Annotated in this window: 17 protein-coding genes; 8 read left to right on the top strand and 9 right to left on the bottom strand. The window is 58.1% G+C overall.

Annotation, left to right across the window (positions count from 1 at the left end):
* Nucleotides 1–9: 9 nt before the first annotated feature.
* The 3 genes from ACK2JC_RS07935 to ACK2JC_RS07925 all read right to left on the bottom strand — a co-directional run bounded on the left by ACK2JC_RS07935 (nt 10) and on the right by ACK2JC_RS07925 (nt 2,958).
* The gene (locus ACK2JC_RS07935; protein WP_320937570.1) at nt 10–753 is read right to left on the bottom strand and encodes a response regulator; all 744 of its coding nucleotides are present in this window, start codon (nt 751–753) and stop codon (nt 10–12) included.
* Between the two features lie 20 nt (nt 754–773).
* The gene (locus ACK2JC_RS07930; protein ID WP_333683416.1) at nt 774–1,514 is read right to left on the bottom strand and encodes a response regulator; all 741 of its coding nucleotides are present in this window, start codon (nt 1,512–1,514) and stop codon (nt 774–776) included.
* Between the two features lie 214 nt (nt 1,515–1,728).
* Complete coding sequence (locus tag ACK2JC_RS07925) at nt 1,729–2,958, bottom strand: M23 family metallopeptidase (protein ID WP_107434646.1); 1,230 nt, start codon at nt 2,956–2,958, stop codon at nt 1,729–1,731.
* 523 nt (nt 2,959–3,481) lie between these two features.
* Between ACK2JC_RS07925 and ACK2JC_RS07920 the strand changes: the two genes are divergently transcribed.
* A complete protein-coding gene (locus tag ACK2JC_RS07920) occupies nt 3,482–4,669 on the top strand; it encodes an iron-containing alcohol dehydrogenase (protein ID WP_320937568.1) in 1,188 nt (395 codons plus the stop codon).
* Nucleotides 4,670–4,913: 244 nt separating this feature from the next.
* Here ACK2JC_RS07920 and ACK2JC_RS07915 read toward each other — a convergent pair whose 3' ends face one another.
* The 3 genes from ACK2JC_RS07915 to lepB form a co-directional block, all read right to left on the bottom strand.
* Complete coding sequence (locus ACK2JC_RS07915; protein WP_118756524.1) at nt 4,914–5,717, bottom strand: MBL fold metallo-hydrolase; 804 nt, start codon at nt 5,715–5,717, stop codon at nt 4,914–4,916.
* A 398-nt stretch (nt 5,718–6,115) separates the two neighbouring features.
* Nucleotides 6,116–6,910 carry a hypothetical protein gene (locus ACK2JC_RS07910; protein ID WP_146153734.1) on the bottom strand — a complete coding sequence of 265 codons (795 nt, stop codon included), beginning with the start codon at nt 6,908–6,910 and terminating at the stop codon, nt 6,116–6,118.
* Between the two features lie 42 nt (nt 6,911–6,952).
* Complete coding sequence (gene lepB, locus ACK2JC_RS07905; protein WP_320937567.1) at nt 6,953–7,507, bottom strand: signal peptidase I; 555 nt, start codon at nt 7,505–7,507, stop codon at nt 6,953–6,955.
* Between the two features lie 175 nt (nt 7,508–7,682).
* Here lepB and ACK2JC_RS07900 point away from each other — a divergent pair, with 175 nt between their 5' ends.
* Together ACK2JC_RS07900 and ACK2JC_RS07895 are read left to right on the top strand one after the other, a co-directional pair.
* Entirely contained in the window at nt 7,683–9,620 is a 1,938-nt protein-coding gene (locus ACK2JC_RS07900) for a fructose-1,6-bisphosphatase (RefSeq protein ID WP_320937566.1), read from the top strand.
* Nucleotides 9,621–10,127: a DUF1700 domain-containing protein gene (locus ACK2JC_RS07895; protein ID WP_320937565.1), complete on the top strand. Its 507-nt coding sequence runs from the start codon at nt 9,621–9,623 to the stop codon at nt 10,125–10,127.
* Nucleotides 10,128–10,233: 106 nt separating this feature from the next.
* Here ACK2JC_RS07895 and ACK2JC_RS07890 read toward each other — a convergent pair whose 3' ends face one another.
* Nucleotides 10,234–11,058, bottom strand: coding sequence for a sugar phosphate isomerase/epimerase family protein (locus ACK2JC_RS07890; RefSeq protein ID WP_320937564.1), 825 nt, complete (start codon nt 11,056–11,058; stop codon nt 10,234–10,236).
* 287 nt (nt 11,059–11,345) lie between these two features.
* On the opposite strand from ACK2JC_RS07890, the gene ACK2JC_RS07885 reads away from it, so the two are divergent.
* The 3 genes from ACK2JC_RS07885 (at nt 11,346) to ACK2JC_RS07875 (ending at nt 15,123) form a co-directional block, all read left to right on the top strand.
* On the top strand, nt 11,346–12,026 hold the full coding sequence (locus tag ACK2JC_RS07885; protein ID WP_092371996.1) for a C40 family peptidase: 681 nt from the start codon (nt 11,346–11,348) through the stop codon (nt 12,024–12,026).
* 379 nt (nt 12,027–12,405) lie between these two features.
* Nucleotides 12,406–13,089, top strand: coding sequence for a C40 family peptidase (locus ACK2JC_RS07880; protein WP_166435114.1), 684 nt, complete (start codon nt 12,406–12,408; stop codon nt 13,087–13,089).
* Nucleotides 13,090–13,548: 459 nt separating this feature from the next.
* Complete coding sequence (locus ACK2JC_RS07875) at nt 13,549–15,123, top strand: phosphoglycerate mutase (2,3-diphosphoglycerate-independent) (RefSeq protein WP_333685369.1); 1,575 nt, start codon at nt 13,549–13,551, stop codon at nt 15,121–15,123.
* Here the strand turns inward: ACK2JC_RS07875 and ACK2JC_RS07870 are convergent.
* A complete protein-coding gene (locus ACK2JC_RS07870; protein WP_320936726.1) occupies nt 15,105–16,001 on the bottom strand; it encodes a LysR family transcriptional regulator in 897 nt (298 codons plus the stop codon). The genes ACK2JC_RS07875 and ACK2JC_RS07870 overlap by 19 nt on opposite strands.
* 44 nt (nt 16,002–16,045) lie before the next feature.
* Between ACK2JC_RS07870 and ACK2JC_RS07865 the strand changes: the two genes are divergently transcribed.
* Nucleotides 16,046–17,416 (top strand): MBL fold metallo-hydrolase, encoded by a 1,371-nt coding sequence (locus ACK2JC_RS07865; protein WP_320936725.1) that lies wholly within the window; start codon nt 16,046–16,048, stop codon nt 17,414–17,416.
* Between the two features lie 9 nt (nt 17,417–17,425).
* Here ACK2JC_RS07865 and ACK2JC_RS07860 read toward each other — a convergent pair whose 3' ends face one another.
* Nucleotides 17,426–19,546 carry a helix-turn-helix transcriptional regulator gene (locus ACK2JC_RS07860; RefSeq protein ID WP_320936724.1) on the bottom strand — a complete coding sequence of 707 codons (2,121 nt, stop codon included), beginning with the start codon at nt 19,544–19,546 and terminating at the stop codon, nt 17,426–17,428.
* Nucleotides 19,547–19,856: 310 nt separating this feature from the next.
* Between ACK2JC_RS07860 and ACK2JC_RS07855 the strand changes: the two genes are divergently transcribed.
* Nucleotides 19,857–20,972 (top strand): ABC transporter substrate-binding protein, encoded by a 1,116-nt coding sequence (locus tag ACK2JC_RS07855; RefSeq protein WP_092367741.1) that lies wholly within the window; start codon nt 19,857–19,859, stop codon nt 20,970–20,972.
* Nucleotides 20,973–21,051: the final 79 nt, after the last annotated feature.

Below are 21,051 nucleotides of genomic sequence, written 5' to 3'. Positions count from 1 at the left end.
TTTGGCCGGTCAGGGGTCAACGCCGTGGTACTGTTTGAACACGCGGGAAAAATTCCGGGGGTTGTTGTATCCCACCATCCAGGCCGTATCCGATACGGAACGTCCCTCCTTCAGAAGCTGCATGGCCTTCTCCATCCGCGTCTGGTTCAGGAAGTCGGAGAAGGTCTGGTTCAGGCAGCGGTGGAAAATGGTGGAGACGTAGCTGGCGGATAGGCCGGTCAGCTCGGCGGCCCCGATCAGGGAGGCGGTGTCCACGTTATCCCGGACGTAAACCTGGATGCGGGTGACGATCTCGTTGTAATAGCCCTTGTAGGACACGGGCTGGCCGTCGCCTGCAGTTTCCGGCGCTGGGGCGGGAGCGCTTTCCGGGGCAATGGCGGAATGGGTCACCGCCCGGAAGGTTTTCATCAGTTCCCCGTAATTCACCGGCTTTGTCAGGTAGGCGCTGACCCCGAAGCGCAGGGCGGTGCGGGCGTACTCGAAGTCCGCGAAGGCGGACAGCAGGATGACGGGGACCTCCGGGTACGCCTGCCGGACGGCCTGGGTCAACTCCAGCCCGTCCATTACCGGCATGCGGATATCCGCCAGGAGCAGGTCCACCGGGTTCATTTCCATGTAGTCCAGCACTTCCCGGCCGTTGGCGGCCAGAAAGACCACCTGAATTCCCAGTTCTTCCCAGGGGAAGAGCTGGCTTAAGCTGTCGCGGATATTGGGTTCGTCGTCTGCGATCACCAGTTTCATATATGAGTTCATCGTTCTGTATCACCTCAGTGTCAGGTTTCTCCCTTTTTCCGGTACTGCATGGGAGTCATGTGGTAGTAGTTGTGGAACGCCCGGGAAAAATTCTTGGAATTGGTGTAGCCGGTCCGGGCGGCGATCTCGCCTATGCTGAGGTGGATATCGCGCAGCAGCCCGGCGGCCCAGATCATTTTCTCCCGGCACACGAACTCCGGGAAGGTCATGGACAGGCGCTCTTTTAAAAGTCCGGAAATGAACTCACTGTCCAGGCCGGTGGCGCGGGAGGCGAAATCCAGGCTGATCTCGCCCGGGTGCTCGCGGATGCAGGCGGAGAGGGCGGCCAGCGCGGGCTCCTCCTCCTGGTCCGGCTCCGGTACCGTCTCCCGGGCGGCGGCCCTGATGGAGTCCTTCAGCCGGGTGAACAGATTGACCAGCTCCTGGTAGCGGACCGGCTTGACCAGGTAGTCGTCGGCCCCGTAGAGGATGCCTTTTCTGGCGTACTCGAAATCCGAGTACGCGGACAGAAAGACCAGGCGCACCGGGATGTTCTGCTCGCGGATGCAGCGGGCCAGCTCCAGTCCGTCCATGACCGGCATCTGGATGTCGGTGAGCACCACATCCGCGGGATTGTGCTCCAGGTAGGCCAGGGCCTCCCGGCCGTTGGCAAAGACGGAGGCCACCTCATAGCCCAGCTCCTCCCACGGGAAGAGATGCGCCAGGTTGTCCCGCATGAAGGACTCGTCGTCTACGATGATTAAGCGCAGCGGCTGGGGCATGGTTTGTCTCCTTTCTGTGGGGGGAATGGTTGGGGGGTGGGGGTACACCTTGTTGCCAACCGTAGGTTGACGATAAGAAATACGTTTCCTTGATTATAACAAATGGGGTGGGAGAAGTCAAAAAAACAGCCGCATCTGCGAGGCAATCGCAAATGCGGCTGTTTAAAAATATCTTCGGAAAGTCTGGCGCGACCTCCCTGCCTGGGAGACGCCTTTAGGGATTGCTTTCCGGCGCTTTCGGCGGCTCTGCGGGCGGCGTATCCGGCACCTGCGGATCCTTTGTGCCGTAGACCCGGGTCCATTCCTTGGTGCCCTCCACCTTTACGGCCTGGCTGCGGTTCATGGACAGGAATTTGACCAGTTCGTAGCAGCTCACCCAGATCTCGTTGTTGCCCTCTTTCTGGGACTCGTCGAAGATCAGCTGAAGGCCGAAATGAAGATGGGGTTCGTCGATATTGTTGGTGTTCTCGGTCCGGCTGTAGCCGGTGCGGCCCAGGTAGCCGATCACGTCCCCGGCCTGGACGTAGCTGCCCTCCTTTAAGTTGGACTGATAGGGATAATCCTTGCGCAGATGGGCGTAATAGTAGTACCGCTTCTTGTCAAAGCTGCGGATTCCCAGCCGCCAGCCGCCGTACTGGTTCCAGCCCATGGCCTCCACGTAGCCGGATTCCACGGCGATCACAGGGGTTCCCACCTGCCCCATGAGGTCGTGGCCCAGATGCTGGCGGCGGAAACCGTAGCTCCTGGCTACGCCGAAGTCGTCGAAATCGCTGTAAGGAAAGCCCTTGGCGATGGGGGAAAATGCCTTCAGCCCGTATTTTGTGACCCAGATGGTTTCCGGGTCGCCGGGGGCCCCGCCGGTGACGCCGGAGGGCAGATAAGCACCCGGGGCTTCGCTGGCGGGAATCTGCGCCTCAAACTGGCCCACCATTCCGTCCAGCACCGCGCCGTAGGCTTCACGGTAATACTTGTAGTATTTCATGTCCTTGGTCAGCGCTTCCATGGTGGTCTCGCCGCTCTTTAATTTCTCCGCAACCTGGGTCATATCCGCGGCCTTGTAGCGGGAGAAGTCGCCTCCGTAGCGCGCGCCCAGATAGGCCAGAAGGTCCACCCAGTTCAAGTGGACGTCCGCCTGGCAGGTGTCCACGTCGTAGCGGAAGGCCTGGTTCATGGCCTCGCAGGTCACAGTGAAGTCCACCCATTTTATGTAAGATTTTGCCTCGGGCGGGGTGGCATTTTCCTGCTTCTGGGGAAGCATTTTCTCCAGTCCCAGAGCGGCGGCCGCCTTGCCCGCGTGGGCCATGGCGGCCTGCCCAGGCTCTGTGCGAAAGAGAAAAAATGAGAGGCACAGCAGGCTCAACACCACCGATTCCGTAAATATGATGGTCTTTTCGCTGATCGGACGGCGTGTCCGCAGACGTTTTCCTCGGTCTTTCCACCACATAGATTGATTACCTCCTTCAGTTCCGGGGCGGAGCCAGGCGCATTTTCGTAGACGCGCGATGCCGCGACGTGGGACACCCGTTTATGGTTATCTTATGCGTGGAAATGGTTGTTTAGACCTGGGAAGATGGGAGCGGTGAAAATTTAGGGACGGCAGCGCGTGGCTTGGGCGAGGGGAGTGGGGCAGGCGAGAATGGCGGGTGTGGGCTGGGCAAGAATAACGGGAGCGGGGCAGGCGAGAATGGCAGGTGCGGGCCGGGCGAGAATAACGGGAGCGGGACAGGCGAGAATGGCAGGTGCGGGCCGGGCGAGAATAATGGGAGCAGGCAAGGCGAGCATGGCGGGTGTGGACCAGGCGAGAACGGCGTGGCGTGGGCCAGGCAAGGCCAGCGCCGCGCAAGCGCAACACACAAAGCCCGGCCCGCCAGCCCCATGCCCGCCGTCCGCATCCACTTGTAGCAACTCCCATATCATGATATGATAGGAACGACAATAGACACATCGGAAAACGAGGAGGCGGCGCTATGAACAATTTTGAGTTTTATACCCCGACGCGGATGATTTTCGGAAGGGGGACCCATCTTCAGGTGGGGAAGATCGTCAAGGAATATGGATTTAAAAAGGTGCTGGTTCATTTCGGCGGGGCCAGCGCGAGGAAAACCGGGCTTCTGGACGCTGTGTGCAGCGCGCTGGAGGCGGAGGAAATCGGTTATGTGCAGCTGGGCGGCGTACAGGCCAACCCCACCCTGTCCATGGCGAAAAAGGGCATCGAACTTTGCCTGGCGGAGAAAGTGGACTTTGTACTGGCCGTGGGCGGCGGCAGCGTGATCGATTCGGCCAAGTGCATCGCGGACGGCGCGGGAAGTGCCGGCGCTGACGTGTGGAAGTTCTTCACCAAGGAAGCGGCACCAAGCGGCGCCCTGCCCGTGGGCACCATTCTCACCCTGTCCGCCTCGGGCAGCGAGATGAGCGCCTCCTGCGTGATTACCAATGAGGAGAACGGTTTAAAGCGCGGTTTCAACAGCACCACCCACCGGCCGCTGTTCTCCATCTGCAACCCGGAGCTGACCTACACGGTGAATCGTTTCCAGACCGGCTGCGGCACCGTGGACATCATGATGCACACCCTGGAGCGGTATATGGGCGGAACGACGAAGGAGACGCCGCTGACGGACCGGATCGCGGAGGGGCTGCTGAAGTCCGTGGTGGAAGCCGGAGCGGTGGCGGACCAGGATCCGGAGAACTATGAAGCCAGAGCCACTCTGATGTGGGCCGGAAGCCTTTCCCACAATGACCTGACCAGCGCCGGGAGAGCGTTTATGATGCAGGTGCATCAGATGGAGCACGAGCTTTCTGGTATGTATCCGCAGATCGCCCACGGAGCCGGGCTTTCCGCCCTGTGGCCCTCCTGGGCCCGTTACGTGTGCGCGGCCTGGCCGGAGCGCTTCGCCCAGTACGCGGTGCGGGTGTGGAATCTGGAAATGAATTTTGAGAATCCCATGGAAACGGCCCTGGCCGGAATCAAGGTTACGGAGGACTATTTCAAGAGCCTGGATATGCCCACAAATATCCGCGACCTGGGTGTGGAGCCGGAGAAGATCGATGAGATGGCAGAAAAATGCACTAATTTCGGGACGCGCACGCTGCCGGGGATTAAGGAGCTTGGGAAAACAGAGATGATGGAGATTTACCGGATGGCTATGGAGGCATAAGAATAAGGGAGACAATCGCCCGCAGGCCGCACCGGCGGCCGAATCCATTCAAATGAAAAATGCCGCCACGCTGAGGGGCTGCTGTGCCATAAACGGCATAATCGGCAGTCCCGCGGCGTGGCGGCGTTTTTTGGTGATAGCAATGGGCGATTGTTCGAAGCAGTGATCCGCGTACATCCTTCAGTCGGCTGTTGGCCGCAGCGGATCACCGGAGCGTCCTGTCCAAACCCTGTTCCCGGCTGTTCTACAGCTCAATCATCTCCCTGTCATTCGGCACCAGCAGATTTCCCTGATAATACTCCCGTCCCTCGGCGGTATACAGCTCCTTGCGGCGGGCGATCTGTTTGTCTTCGGTGTGCCACAGGACCAGATTCGGAATATTCAGCTCGGTTGCCAGCTCGCAGGCCTCCTTCACCGTGCTGTGGTGCTTCTCATAGGGCTGGAAGCGCTCCCGGTCCCCATACAGGCAGAACGCCTCGTGTAGCAGCCAGTCGCTTCCCTCCACGTAGGTCCGGCAGCCCGGATTGTAGGGTTCGTCGCCCGCGCAGGTCAGACGCTTCCCGTTCTTCAACTGGGTGGTGAAGCCGAACTGCTTGGCCTTGGTGGACAGGATGTCGAAGAAGGTCACGTCGTAGTCCAGGATATGTACGGTCTCGCCGTCCTCCACCGGCACCAGGAAAATGCGGTCGCCGATCATTTTGTAAAATTTCCCCTGCACGGTCAGGCGGCAGATTGTCTTGATGGTCTCCACCAGATCCGGGTGGCAGTAGATCTGCAGGTCGCCCTCAAATGTGCCCTTTTTCATGCCGGTTGCGATCATGCGGATCATCCAGACGATGCCCAGAATGTGGTCCGTGTGCTCGTGGGTGACGAAAATGTGATGGATATGGTTCAAATCCACCTTCATCTCGTCGAGAATTTTCAGGATTCCGTTGCCGCCTCCGGCGTCCACCATGAAATATTCGTCCCCGTCCCGCAGCGCGAAGCAGGTATTGTAGCAGTGGATGGCCTGGGCGTTTCCTGTACCGAATACATAGAGCTGTTCCATTATGTCTCCTCCATTCTGAAAATCATCTGAGATTCCCAGGAAATGTAAATATTTTCTGGCGCACCGGGAAATGACTGAGACTGCTCCCCGCAGGTTGATGGGGAGAATAGCCGTGCATATTCCGCGGCGCTGGGATTTTAAGATAATGTTACTATAATTTCGGGGATACCGCAAGACTTTGTTTGGTGGAGTTTTCGTAGTTTTATCCGCGATCTGTAACGCAAAGATTTTACGCCATTTAAACAGAATAGAAAACCCCCAGACTGCCATCTGGGGGTTCTCGTTGCTGTCCTGTGTGGACTTGTTACATCTCTTAGCCTATTGGCATTATAGCATATGCATGTTTGAAATGCAATATACCAGCTTCAATCCAGTTTATCCAAACACACCTTCAAAAATCAAGACACCCAATCCACCCGCTCATTCTCCAGCCGCGCGCCGCCTTCCTCCGGGAACACCAGGTCAAAGGTGAAGCCCCTGCCGAACCGTGGGCCCAGCTGATAGATCAGGTATCCGGCCCCGCGCTCCAGGTCAAAGCTGATCCAGAAGCCACCCTGGGGGAAGAACATCCCGGATACCGGCTTCTGCTGGTGGCAGAGGGCGTTGTCCGCCAGCGTATACTTGTCCTGTTCCAGCTTCCAGGTGTGCAGCGTCGCGTTCTTAAAATAACCGATGGGCTCCGAGTCCGCTCCCGCGCAGTATTTGACGATGGAGCACTGGGGCAGCGCGCCGAAGCGGCCCTGGTCCAGCTCTTTGAATTCCTCCCGCATGGAGCGGATGATGGAAACGCATTTTTCCAGCAGGGCGGTCAGAGCGGCCTCCTCCTTTGCCATATTCAGGGCGTAGATCATATCCTGCTTCAGTGCAGGGTCCAGCTGCAAACGGCCTTTCTCCGCTTCCGCCATTCCCCGTTCCAGAACAGAAAAAGGCGGCCAGGCGTAGCTGGTCAGAAGCTGCAGCGCGTCCTGCTTCAGGTCCAGGGGATTGGAAGAGAGGATCAGATTTTGCAGCAGGACGATCAATTCCCGTTCATAGGGCAGGCGATTGCCGTAATAGGGGTCCATATAATAATCCAGACACAACAGCAGGCGCTCGATGGCGTCGGTATCGTCCCCGGTGAGGACTCTCTCCACCGCCGCCAAACCCTCCTCCACGATCATTTTTTCACGATCCGAATAGCGCACTGTTTTCACAACAGAACCCTCCTTCCATCCAATCTCTCCGCCGTCCGGCAATCAGGATACCCGCCCGAATCCTGGATAATATCGGAAAAATACCTTTGCCGCAATATCCGTTTCCGGCACATAGGGGTCCGCCCACATGCGGGCGTCCGCGGAGTCGTTCCGGTTGTCCCCCAGCATGAGATAACAGCCCTCAGGGACTTCAAAATGCTGGTCGTCCGTCTCCATGGGCTCGGGCAGGTAGGGCTCCTCAAGGGGCGTTTCGGAACCGTTTATATAGATCCGGTTGTTCCGGATGTCCACGGTTTCACCAGGCAGGCCGATGACCCGCTTGACCAGCCGGGTCTGATCCCGGCCAGGCTCGGCCTTGTGTTTGAAGATCACAATGTCGCCCCGCTCCGGGTGGGAGCCGAAGCGGTAGGACAGGCGGGAGCCCAGGAGGCGGTCCCCGGCCATGATGGTGGTTTCCATGGAATCGGAGGGCACCCGGGTGTTGGCGATGACGCAGGTGTTGACAAACAGGGCGATGGCGGCGGCAGCCAGAAGTATTTTCAGCCATTCCAGAAGTTCTTTTTTCCAGTTGACGGTGGATTCATTGTTTTCTTTCATTGTAGTTACATCTCCTTTGGGGTGATATTGAATAGTGTAGCACTGTCGGGGGCGGAAGTCTTTACTAATTTGTTAATTGTATATTTCTTTTTTGGGGAGGGTTTGAAAACTGGGATATTTTGTGTTACTATATTTTTAACTGTTTGAAAACGATGGAACAAGGGAGGCGGAAGAAATGAGGGATTTGGCTTATTTAAAGCTGCTGTCCAGGGAGTACCCCACGGTGAGGGCGGCCACCAGCGAGATCATTAACCTGATGGCGATCTGCGGACTGCCGAAGGGGACGGAGTATTTCTTCAGCGACCTGCACGGGGAATATGAGGCGTTTGTCCACCTGCTGCGCAGCTCTTCCGGCATTATCCGGGAGAAGATCCGGGAGACCTTTGGGCACCTGATTCCCGAGGAGGAGGAAGTCCAGCTGGCGAACCTGATCTATTACCCGGACCGGAATCTGGGAAAGATCCGCAAGACGGGACTGTTTACCGAGGACTTTCAGAAGATTACCATCTACCGACTGGTGCAGATTTGCAAGGTGGTGTCCTCCAAGTACACCCGCTCCAAGGTGCGAAAGAAGATGCCTAGGGAGTTCGCCTATGTGATCGACGAGCTGCTCCATGTGGATTACAACGACGACAACAAGCGGATTTACTACAGCGAGATCATCCACTCCATCATCGACAACTCGGTGGCGGACAAGTTCATCGTCGCCCTGTGCGAGCTGATCCAGAATCTGACCATCGACAATCTGCACATTATCGGCGATATTTTCGACCGCGGCCCCCGGGCGGACATCATTATGGACGAGCTCATGCATTTCCACGACGTGGACATCCAGTGGGGGAACCACGACATTTCCTGGATGGGAGCGGCCACGGGCAACCTGGCCTGCATCTGCAACGTGCTGCGCATCGCCATCAGCTACAACAGCTTCGACGTGTTGGAGGACGGTTACGGCATCAACCTGCGGCCCCTGTCCATGTTCGCGGCCAAGGTGTACCGGGACGACCCCTGCGAGCGGTTTGTACCTCATATATTGGATGAAAATGTCTACGACGCCGTGGATCCGGGCCTGGCGGCGAAAATGCACAAGGCCATCGCCGTGATCCAGTTCAAGGTGGAGGGCGCCATTATCAAGCGCCACCCCGAGTACGGCATGGTGGACCGGATTCTTTTGGAGGCTGTGGACTTTGAGAAGGGCACGGTGACGGTGGAGGGGAAGGAGTACCCCATGCTGGACCGGAATTTCCCCACTGTGGACCCGGCAAACCCGCTGGAGCTCACCGACGGGGAGAAGGAGCTGTTAAAAACCTTGAAGGCCTCCTTCAAGCACAGCGGACGGCTGCACAAGCATGTGAAATTCCTCTACTCCCACGGGGCTATTTACAAGTGCTACAATTCCAATCTGCTGTACCACGGCTGTATTCCCATGAAGGCGGACGGCAATTTTGACAGCGTTATGGCGGGTAACGCCATCTATTCCGGCAGAAGCCTGATGGATTACTTCAACTATCAGGTGCAGAACGCATATTTTATGCCGGAGGGCTCGGTGGAGAAGCAGTGGGCCATGGATTTGATGTGGTACCTGTGGTGCGGCTCCAAGTCCCCGGTGTTCGGCAAGGATAAAATGACCACCTTTGAGCATTATTTTATTGCGGACAAAAAGACCCACAAGGAGACGCTTAACCCCTATTACAAGCTCAGCGTGCAGGAGGAATTCTGCGACCGGATTCTGGAGGAGTTCGACCTTCCGGCAAAGGGCTCCCACATCATCAACGGCCATGTGCCGGTGAAGATGAAGGATGGGGAGACCCCGGTCAAGGCTGGCGGCAAGCTGTTTATCATCGATGGCGGCCTCTCCAAGGCCTATCAGGCCACCACGGGCATCGCCGGGTACACCCTGATCTACAATTCCAACCATCTGGCGTTGGCGGAGCACATGCCCTTTGACCCCAACAAGGAGAGCTCGCCCCGTGTGTCCGTGGTGGAGAAAATGCAGAGCCGGGTGATGGTGGCGGATACCGACAAGGGCAGAGAGCTGGCGGGGCAGATCGCGGATTTAAAAGAACTGGTGGCGGCCTACCGGGAAGGCACGCTGAAAGAAAGGGTAGAATAAATGACCAAGACGGAATTTTTGCAGATTCTCCGGGAGGAGCTGGACGGGCGGGTGCCCTACTCCGTGATCCAGGAGAACCTGAACTATTACAACAGCTATATTGACGGGGAGACGGCCAAGGGACGGCCTGAGCTTCAGGTGATCGAGGAGTTAGGCGGCCCCAGGATCATCGCCCGCACCATCGTGGACGCCACTCTGGACACCGAGGACCGCCCGGACGGCTTCCAGTCCTACGGGGGAAGGGAAGAGTACGACGGAGCCGCAAAGCGCACCACCCAGAAACAGTATACGGAGTACGGGGACGGCGAAAAGCGCTCGGTGCACTATGTGGATTTCAGCAAATGGTACGTGCGGCTTTTGGCCGGTTTGGCCGGTTTTGTGGTGATTTTTCTGCTGATCACGCTGGTTATGGGCATTCTGGGCCTGGCCGGATGGATTCTGTCCGTGGTATGGCCGGTGCTGCTGGTGCTGCTGGTGATCTGGTTTATGAAAGGGCCGAGAAGGTAGAGATGGAAAATGTTCAGGGAGGGGATCCGGGCGCGAGGCCGGAGACCCTCCCTGTTTTTTGACTGTGATAAATTGGCAGCCTTCTGTGGATATTTTTTCTAACCAATTATTCCCAAAATCCCAACTGCGCCCCAATCCCCGCCAGGTAACCCGCGGAGAAAACCGTGTCCTCGGCCAGGCTCTTTAACACCCTTCCCTCAATGGTGATGGTGCCGTCGTAGCCCAGTCCCTTCAGCTGACGCATGATTCCGGCGAAATCGATGGCGCCGATGCCGGGGAAATAGCGGTTGTTGTCGGACATATGCAGGTTGTGGTAATGGCCGGCATACTGAGTCAGCGCCGCCGTGGTGCTCGTCTCCTCGATGTTCATGTGGTAGGTATCGGGGAGAATGTACACCGGGTGGGAGAGCCCTGCGGTGAGGGCCGCGCCTTCCTCCAGGGTGTTGACCAGAAGGGCCTCATAGTGGTTGGTGGCTTCCAGATAGAGAGGAGCCGCCGCGGTCTTACCCAAACGGTCCAGCTCTTCCAGGGAGGCGCGCAGCTGTCTGGAGGCCACGGTTTTGTCGCCGGAGGGCCCGCCCTTGATGAAGCCGCAGATGACGCCCGCTCCGAACCCCGCCGCGCAGTCCAGCATTCCGCCGAGGGCCTGGACGCTTTTGGCGCGGACATCCTGGTCCGGGCTGCTGAGGGACAGGCCGTTCCGGTTGGCAAAAGCGCCGGAAGCGATCATGGTCAGACGAAGTCCGAAGTGTTCCAGCGTCTCTTTCAGCCGGCCGGCGTAGGCCTGGGAAAAGTCCAACAGATTCATCTCAATGCCGTAGAAACCGGAATCTTTCAACACGTTAAGCGTATCCAGAAATTCCGGGGCGTCCAGGGACTCCGGGGCTGCCAGCTGGATGCAGAGGGGATAGGGGTAGCGTTCTGTGTGCATGGGAAATACCTCCTGTGTTGGATTCCCGGGAGGGCGGCGGGCCGCGCCCGGACGCGCCTGTCCGCGGGGAATTAGAATGATTCGTATGATCCTATGATAAGCGATCTCCGGGAAAAAAGCAACGCGGACGACAGGGTTCGCGGTGATTGCACCTTGACAAAATTACAGAAATAAAATATACTGTATAAGAAATGTAACATTTATGTAACAAATTTGATAAAACTGTAATCGAAAATTGGGAATAGATTGATTTGCGAGGTGCAAGAAGCGTGAAAACGATATGGAAGATGGCAGGCGCCGCCTGTGTAATGGGGCTGCTCCTGGTGGCGGAACCGTCGGAGGCAAGAGCGGCACAGTTCGGACCAGAGGTGACCAACACATCCAGCTACGTGGTGAAGATCGAGGCTCCGGAGGTTGAAGTACATACAGCGGCAAACACAAGCTCCGCCAAGGCGGGAACCGTAAAGCGGGGGCAGACCTATCAAGTGTTGTCTCAGGCGGAGGCGGGCTGGGTGAAGATCCAGGCAGAGGATGCCGCAGGATACATCCGCGTTCCCGGAAACGCCTCCCTGGTGGAGAAAACCAGCCAGAAGGTGGATGAGTCCGTGAAAAAGCGCCGTGAAACCGTGGAATACGCCCTCCAGTTCGTGGGCGGCAAGTACGTGTACGGCGGAACGGACCCCCACAGCGGCGTGGATTGCTCGGGATTTACCCGCTACGTCATGGCAAAAGCCGCTTCCATCAGCCTTCCCCACTCCTCCGGCGGACAGTCGTCCTATGGCAGGGAAGTGACGGTGGACCAGATGCGCCCCGGCGACCTGCTGTTCTACAGCAGCGGCAGCCGGATCAACCATGTGGCCATGTACATCGGAGACGGCCAGATCGTCCACGCCTCCACAGAACGCACGGGGATCAAGACCTCCCCCTACAATTACCGCAAACCGGTGAAGATTGTCAGCCTGCTCTGATGCAGGCTGTATTTTTTTGCCGTATTGGGCCTAAGCCGGAAAAATTCAGCGCAGCACTTTCCTGGAATGAAACAGAAATTTAATAAATTGGTAGCATTTGCCAGAAAAATCAGCGATAAAACGGCTGAAGCCCTCTGGAAATGCCCCCTGTGCGGCGGAAAACGCGTGGTTTCGTAATCTGCCCGTAAGAATATTGTAAAAAACGACTAAAAAATGTTAAATAATTCTAAAATAGTTGACGAATCTCAAGAACCTGCTATAATAAGTTTGTAACGAATGTAATATTTGCGTAACAATTATGGACAAGTAAACGGAACATGAAAGGCAGGAGATTTTGTTGAATACCAGGACCTTTAGATATTTTTTGCGGATTGGTGCCATGTGCTCTGTACTTACGATGGCGGCGCCCCAGACAGCTCTGGCGGCGATTGGACCGGGATTTGAGCCGGGGACTTACGTGGCTACCGTCACGGCGGACAGTGTAAACATCAACAAGAGCCGGGACGGAGAGGATGTTCTTCTCACCGCAAAGTCAGGCGATACATATGAAGTGTTGGAAGATATGGGAAACGGCTGGATGAAGGTTCGGGTTCTGGACACGGAGGGCTATATGCCGGTGTCCGGCAACGCCACGGTGGAGGAAGTCGCCGACGAGGAGATGGCTGAGATTCAGCAGGAGGCTCTCACCTCCTCCAACAGCTACCGCCGCCAGCAGGTCGTGGATTATGCGCTGCAGTTCGTGGGCGGACGCTACCGTTACGGCGGATCCGATCCCCACAGCGGTGTGGACTGCTCCGGATTTACCCGTTATGTGCTGCAGAACGCGGCAGGCGTTGGGATGAGCCGTTCCTCCGGTTCTCAGGCAGCCCAGGGATCAGCCATCAGCGCGGATCAGATGCAGCCCGGAGATCTTTTGTTTTACGGCAACGGCAGACGGATCAACCATGTGGCGATGTACATAGGCAACGGACAGATCGTTCACGCGTCCACCGAGCAGACGGGAATCACCATCTCCCCCTGGAACTACCGGACTCCTGTGAAGATCACAAGCGTGTTGGGTTAGATGGATTGTCAGTAATGTTCAGATAAAAGGATATTCAAAAAGGAACGAGGAAAGCCGGGAGCGGATACGCTTCCGGCTTTTCGCGTGATATTGGATTTTTTTGTAAAACTGTATACCGCGCAGAAAAAACGCCGTGATAGGGGAGCTATCCGGCGTTTTCTCAAGGGGAGTATAAATAATTAATAAGGATGAGGAAATGGTTTAAGGGAAACCATTTTTCCTCATATTAGTTATAATATATTTTTCGGGAAAAAGCAACACCTTTTTACGGATGTGAGCGGGCATGAGCGGGCGGAAATCCCCTTAAAAACGGCGGTTTCTGTTTTTTTCCTCCCCACCCTGGCTGCCTGCATACAGCCTATTCCGTTCTGGAATAATCCCTACAACTTATCCGAATTAGACTTGTGAACCAACCGGTTATATGATTAAGAAAAGAATCATATTTGAGGAGGTATCACAATGTCACAACCGCAATACGGCGGCGCTTTCCTGGCGGAGGCCGTCAGAGCCGCCTACGCCGAAGGAATGGACGACTATCATTTGGAACCTATGGTTTTGACGGAGGGCGGCAGGCCCGTGGGCAGGATCACCGACGGGGACAGTGTGATTTTCTGCTGCCGCCGGGGTGAGCGGGAGATCGAGCTGACCGATATGTTTACGGACCCCGGTTTCGCGCAGGTTCCCCGCCGTCCTCTTAAGGACCTTTATTTTGCCATCATGACCCTCTACCACGAGAAATTCAAGGATCTGCCCATCGCTTTTGCGCCCTCCCACGTGGAAATGCCTTTGGCCCAGGTGATTTCCCAGGCCGGAAAAAGCCAGTTCCACTGCGCCGAGTCGGAGAAGTTCGCCCATGTGACCTTTTTCCTGAACGGCGGGGAGAACGCCCCGTTTCCCGGAGAGACGGACAAATGCATTCCTTCCCCCAAGGGCGTGCCCTTTGACCAGAAGCCGGAGCTGTCCCTGCCGGAGGTGGCGGACGCGGTGACGGAGGCGCTGGGCCGGTATGATTTCATTGTCACGAATTTCGCCAACGGCGACGTGGTGGGCCACACGCTCAATTCCGACGCCAAGCTGGCCGCTTGCCGGGAGGTCAGCAGCCGCCTGCAGCAGGTGGTGAGCGCCGCCCTCCGGGAGGACTATGTGGTTGCGATTACCGCCGACCACGGGAATATCGAGAAGCTTTACACGCCCGCAGGTAAGCCCGACGGAGCCCACACCGATAACCAGGTGGCTTTTGTGCTCATGGATCCCAGAACGGGCGGTCCCATCGGAATGAGGGACGGCGCGCTGTCCGACGTGGCGCCCACGGTGCTGGACGTGATGGGCATAAAAAAGCCCCGGGAAATGACCGGGGAATCCCTTGTTTCGGGCCACGAGTTCGGCCGGGACCGACGGATGCTGCTCATCATTCTGGACGGCTGGGGGCTGGGGGACCAGACGGGAAACGACGCCATTTTTGCCGGGGACACTCCTTTCTGGGACGCGCTCGTCAGCGGGAAGTCCTGGTCCAGGCTTCACGCTTCCGGCCAATACGTGGGGCTGGGAGCGGGCAAGCCGGGCAACTCGGAGGCCGGGCACATCAACCTGGGAGCGGGCCGTCTGGTGCTCCAGGACGATGTCCGCCTGGACGCGGCGGTGAGGGACGGAAGCTTCCGGAAAAATCCCGTGTTCCTGGAGGCCATCGACCGCTGCCGCAGAACCGGCCGGGCGCTGCACCTCTTGTCTTACCTGACCTACAAGTCCTCCCACGGCTCCATCGACTATCCCCTTTCCATCTGCGAAATGGCGAAGGACCTGCCGGAGGTGTACCTGCACATCATCTTTGACGGCCGCTCCACCGAGCCCGGCTCCGCCCCGGAAATGCTTCAGGCTTTGGATGAGAGGCTGGCGCAGATTGGCGGCAATTTCCGTGTGGTGGACGGCGTGGGCCGCGGCCTGGCGCTGGACCGGGATCAGAACTGGGGGAATGTGAAGCGGGTCTACGACGCTCTGACAGACGGCATGGAAGCTTGTCAGTACGGGGAAGGCTGACTGGAAAAAAGATCCAGAAATTTCCGCTCCCACCAGGTCAGCGGCACATTTTTCCGGCAGACGCAGTCCACGGTGCGCTCCAGACTGATGTCCACGATCCGGCACCGGGCCAGCTCCCCGCCGGAGAGCTCCCGCCGGACGGTGGCGAGGGGCAGAATGGACACGCCCATGCCCCGCATCACCCCCTGCTTGATGGCCTCGATGTTGCCGAAGTCCAGAAGCTGGGGGGCTTCCCCGCCGTGGATTTTCATCAGCCCTGCGATAAACTGCCGGGTGGCGGAGTCCTGCTCCGGCGCCAGCATGGTGAGGCGGCATATGTCCGCCCAGGGGACGGATTTGCCCGCAAGAGGGTGGTCCGGGGGCAGTACCAGGGCCATTTCCTCGCGAAAGAGCGGGGCTTCCAGGTAACCGGCGGGCGGTTTTACGCCCTCCGCCCGGGGCAGGATTGCCAGGGAAACCTTTCCGTCCGCCAGCAGGGAGACGATTTTGGTCCAGAAGCCCACTGTGAAGCGGATTTCCAGTTCCGGCAGGGACTGGCGGGCCTTCTGGAGCACGGCGGGGAGCTGGTAGACCCCGATGCTGTTGGTGGCGCCCAGATACAGGATTTTCCTGCTGGTCTGACCTGCCGCGGCCAGCTCCTCCTGGAGCCGGGCGTAGCCGTCCAGGCAGGAGACGGCGTAGGCGTAGGCTTTCTGTCCGCTGTCGTTGAGCACCAGGCGGCTGCCCTTGCGGTCGAACAGGCGGCAGTCCAGCTCGCGTTCCAGGGTGTTGATCTGTTTGGAGAGGGCGGACTGTGTGCAGAACAGCTTTTCCGCGGCCCGCATCTGCGTGCCTTCCTCGGCCAGGGTCCGCAGGGCCAGCAGTTTATCCATATCCATGGTGTTACTCCTTTCAAACTATAAAATTCGGAGGGTTCTTGATCATGCAAAATAATCGGATCGCCGTCACTTCGCTGGGAGGCAGCGGCGAGGAGGCACGGAATTGCTTCCTGCTGGAGGCCGGAAACCACACGGTGCTGCTGGACTGCGGCGTGCGCCGGGAAGCGCTGGGGGAGTTTGACCGGGTTTATCCGGCGCTCACCCGCGAAATCGCCGGGCGGCTCACCGCGGTGTTCCTGTCCCACGCCCACGAGGACCATGTTGCCGCTCTTCCCTACCTCTATGAACTGGGGTACAGGGGAAATGTTTACGGCACGGAGGAAACCATCCGGCTGGCTGGGGGATTTATGAAAAAGTGGGCGGATTTTGTGGCTTCCGCGGGCGGGAACCTTCCCTTTTCGGCGGAAGCGATGAAGCGGGTGGCATTTTCCACGATCTCCCTGGGCAAACAGGTGGTAGAGGGCCTTTCCGTGACCGCAGGGCGCAGCGGGCATATGCTGGGGAGCTGCTGGCTGCGGTTTGAGCACGGCGGGAAAAGCCTGCTGTACACGGGGGATATGACCCTCGCCGGGCGGCTCCTGGCCACCGATCTGCCGCCGGAATCCGACGGTGCGGTGGTGGACTGCGCCTACGCCGGGTGCACCCTGTCCCAGACCGGGCAGTACGGCGCGCTGGTGGACCTGGCGGAGGAGGTGGCCGCCGGAGGTGGAAAGCTGCTACTCCCCGTGCCGCCGAACGGCCGGGGGAGCGACATTCTGCTCCATCTGTGCGAAAATCTGCGCGGGGTGCCGGTCTACGCGGAAGCCAATGTGGCCGCGCTGTGCGGCGAGCTTTTGAAAGAGCGGAAATGGCTGCGGGCGGATGTGTGCGGTCGGATAAGCGGGGCGGGGGAGGAGTCAAATGGCGCGGGCCTGCCGTGCGGCCGTATAGACGCTGTGGCCCTGCCATGCGGCCGGATAGACGCTATGAACCGTGCCAATACGTTTACAAACGCCATCAGCCTCCCGGACGTCCAATCCCGCTCCCGGGCCCTCTCTGCGCCCGGCCCTGCCGTCTATCTCACCGGCGACGGCATGATGTCAGGCCCGGTCGCCGCGGCCTACTTCGAGGCGCTGAAAGGCGACGCGCGAAACTGCATCCTGATCACCGGCCACACCGCCCGGAGCGCCCTGGGTTCCCGGATATTTGAACCGGCATTCCGCGCCCAGGCGGGTCTTGCCGCCCGGGCCGAGCGCCTGACCATCAAGGTCCATCTGGACGACCAGGACGTGATCGCTCTCAACCGGTCCGTGCGGGCGAAAAAGATCCTGCTGTTCCACGCGCCGCTGGAAAACACCCGTGAACTGACCGGTAAGCTGCGCAACCTGGGCGTGGACGCCCGGTGCGGTCTGGAACCCCGGGCGCTGGAACTGTAACGCCGCCTCCTAAACCCCTTTCTGCTGAATCTGATACTGCTTCGGCGTCACCCCGGTGGTCTGCTTGAACAGCATGAAGAAATACTGCTTATTCTCGATCCCCACCTGTTCGGCTACGTCTTTGACCTTCACGCTGGGGTCCCGGAGAATCTCCTGAGCCCGGGCGATGCGCAGCTGGTTAATGTAATCGGTGAGGGAGCAGCCCTTGGCCTGGCGGAAAATGCGGCACAGGTATGCGGTGGACAGGTTAAACCGGTCCGCCAGGACCTGGGAGGACAGATTGGAGTCGCAGTAGGAGTCCTCGATGGCCGCGATCACCTGGTCCAGGGAGCTGCCCTTGCGGCTGGCTTTTTTCTGCTGGATGTGCTCGGCGATCCGGGTAAAGACCGCCTCGCAGCCCCCGTTCAGGGCTTCCGGGGAAAAGCGCAGGGACTCCGACACCGCCTGGTAACCGCCGTCCGGGTCCGCCTCCCCGGGGAAACACTCAAAATACAGCTTCAACACTGCGCCAGTCAGGGCGGCCCAGGTGTACTGCACGCAGCGGCCGCTCTTTCCGTTTAATGAGGTCAGAAACTCCAGATACGCCTTGCCTGCCTTTCCCCCATATCCCTTTTTCAGCGCGTCCATCACATCCGAGACCCGCGCCTCCGGCTCCGCAGGGGAGTCGTCCAGCTGCGGGTAGTCCCGCACGAACAACATCGGCCCGCTCTGGTACAGGAACCGAAGCTCATAAAACTCCACGAGTCTCCCGTAGACCTGGGGCAGGGCGGCAAACCCTTCGGCCTCCGTTCCCACCACGAACCAGCGGGCGGGGAACTGCGCGGAAAGCCTGTCCAAAACCGCCTGCGGCTCCTGCTCCACTTGCAGGAAGAGGATGGTGTATTCGTTGTGCACGATCACCCCTTCGCAGCGGACCTGCCCGTCCCGGACGCATTCCAGGTACAGAGGAAGCCGCAGCCCGTCGATCAGACAGAGCTGAATGGGCCGGTCTGCCAGAAGCTGCAGGTCGTACTCCCGGATCAATGCCTCGGGGCTCTCGTATTCCTGGCTGCCGAACAGCAGGCCCTGAAGGACTTCCCCCCGGACCATGGTCCTGAGGGAGGCCTGAATCTGCCGGGCGTTGGAATTGCTCTCGATCAGGTGGTTGAGGCTTTCCAGCATGGCGTCCGTGTTCTGGGGCGCGTCCGGTGCGATATCGGAGATGCGCCGCGTGATTTTGCGCAGCGGCACGTAGATATCCACAGAGATCATGGTGCCCGCAAGCAGCAGGATACCAAAACCCGCGATCACGAACAAAAAGGTCTGTTCCTCCGTGTGCCTTAAGTCCTCCAGGCACTGGTCGTAGGGAAGGGATTTCACATAATACCAGGGGCGGTCCGGCATGCGCGAGAAAAAGCAGATCTGCCTGTCCTCCGCCTGGTAGATAAAATAGCCGCTGTCCACGCCCTCGCCGGCCCGGGACAGTATTTTTTCGGTCAAAAGCGGATACAGCTCCTCGCCCTCCCGGGCAGCGGAGGCAACCAGCGCCCCGTCCTCCTTTATAATGAACGCGTCCTCCCCGCCGAAGTAAAGGCGGTTCAGCCAGTTTTTGTTGATGTTGAACATGATCGCGTTATCTTTGGGCAGGCCGTCCCGGTCCAGCTCAAAAAACAGGAAGGAGTAAAGCTCCCGGTTGCTGTAAATATTAGAAACATCGGAGTGGCGGAGAATGGGAACCAGCCGCCCGGACGCAGAGCGGTTTTCGTAGAGCTCCACCGCGTCCCGGTCCGCGAAGGCCGAAAAGGAGTCGCCCACCGCGCCGTAGGAGGAAGTGCTGTACACCCGCTGCTGCTTTCCATTAAAAATATAGATAGAGTCGATGATGGTGCTGGAGGCCGAGTAGGTGTTCAGCTCCCGCACGCCGTCCACCATCTGCCAGTTGGTAAGCTCCTCGTAGGAGCGCAGCTTGACCACGGTGTTGCTGTAGAAAATTTGATTTACCATATTTTGGAGAAATTCTTCGGTGGAGGAGGATGTGGCGCTGACCTGAAACACGAATTCCTCGTTGGCCCGGTTGATGGAGGACAGGAATGCCTTTTGAAATTGATGGTATAACAGTCCGAGGAGCGCCAGAATCAACACAAAACTCATCAATACCACCGATACAAACCGTATGGAGATTATGTCCCTCCCTGGACTGGTTTTTTCTCCCTTTTTCATGATTTTGCACACTCCTTTCCACATAAGCACTATAACATATATGCAATATGTTTGAAAAGAGCAAAAAGATTTGAAATTCGAACATCGGAAAAAAAGTCCTATTTTTGTACTTTACACCATATGAGAGACAAATTAAGATGGGATCATACAGGAGCTGACACTCCAATGTGTTTTAAACGCGTTTTAAATACTGTAAACCAAGAGACACAAACGAAAAGGGAAGAAGAAAGGATATGATCGTATGAAAAAGAGACTTGTATCAATCACGTTGGCCACAACAATGCTGTTATCCCTGACCGCCTGCGGTTCCGGAAATTCCGGCGGCGCGGCAGGCACCGCCGCTCCCGCTGCTCCTGAGACAACGGCGGCCGGTTCCGGGGCCGGCTCCGAAGCGGGCTCTGAGGCCGCCGCAGAAGGGGCAGAAGATTATAAAGGAACCGTAATGCTCTACTCCTCCACCGACGAGGGCGTGATCATCGCGTTAAAGGAAGCGTTTGAAACGAAGTATCCCAATGTAACGCTGGATTATTACGCCGCCACCTCCGGCAAGTGCGTGACAAAGCTGGCCACCGAGTTCCAGTCCGGCACAGTGGCCTGCGATCTGGCCTGGCTGGCGGACCCCTCCGCCATGATCACCCTGAAGGACGACGGAAACCTGCTGGCCTACAAATCCCCCTACGCGGAAGGCATCGACGGCAAGTTCAAGGATGCGGACGGCTACTACAGCGGCGCCCGCCTGCTGCTCATGGGCGTGACCTTCAGCACCACAACCTGCTCCGACGAGGAGGCTCCTACAAACTACGACGGCTTTCTGGGCGAGAGCTTTAAGGATCAGATCGTGATGACCGATCCCACCGGCTCCGGCTCCACCAAGGCCCTGGTTTACGCGCTGACAAATAATTCCAATTATGGTTGGGAATATTTTGAAAAGTTAAAGGAACAGGGCGTGGAGCTTCAGTCCAGCTCCGGTTCCACCAACAACGGCATCGCCTCCGGCGCTTACAAGCTGGGCTTCGGCGTAGACTACAACACCAAAAACCTGATGGCCGAGGGCTCTCCCCTGGGTTGGCACGACACCAAGGACATTGTGGCCGTTCCCTGCCCCATCGGAATCCCCAAGGGCGCTCCTCACGAGGAACTGGCCCAGCTGCTCTATGACTTTATCCTGGACCCCGAGGGCGGGCAGGCCATCCTGACCCAGTACAACATCACCCCCATCGTGGACGGCGTCGCCCTTCCCGAGGGTATGATGAAGGCATCCGAGATCGCAAGCCTGGCCCTGCCCATCGACTGGGTGGACCTGGCCGCGGTGAGCAACGAGCTTCTGGATCGTTTTGACGCCATCTTCAAGAACTAAGCCATCACAGACGATGACCCGCAGGCAGAACCCGTGGGTCATCGCATTCAAAAAGGAGGACGCCGGACCGGGTGGCATT

The organism is Enterocloster lavalensis, assembly GCF_046603895.1.
GTDB lineage: Bacteria > Bacillota > Clostridia > Lachnospirales > Lachnospiraceae > Enterocloster > Enterocloster lavalensis.
This window is presented reverse-complemented; position numbering and strand designations above follow the sequence as displayed.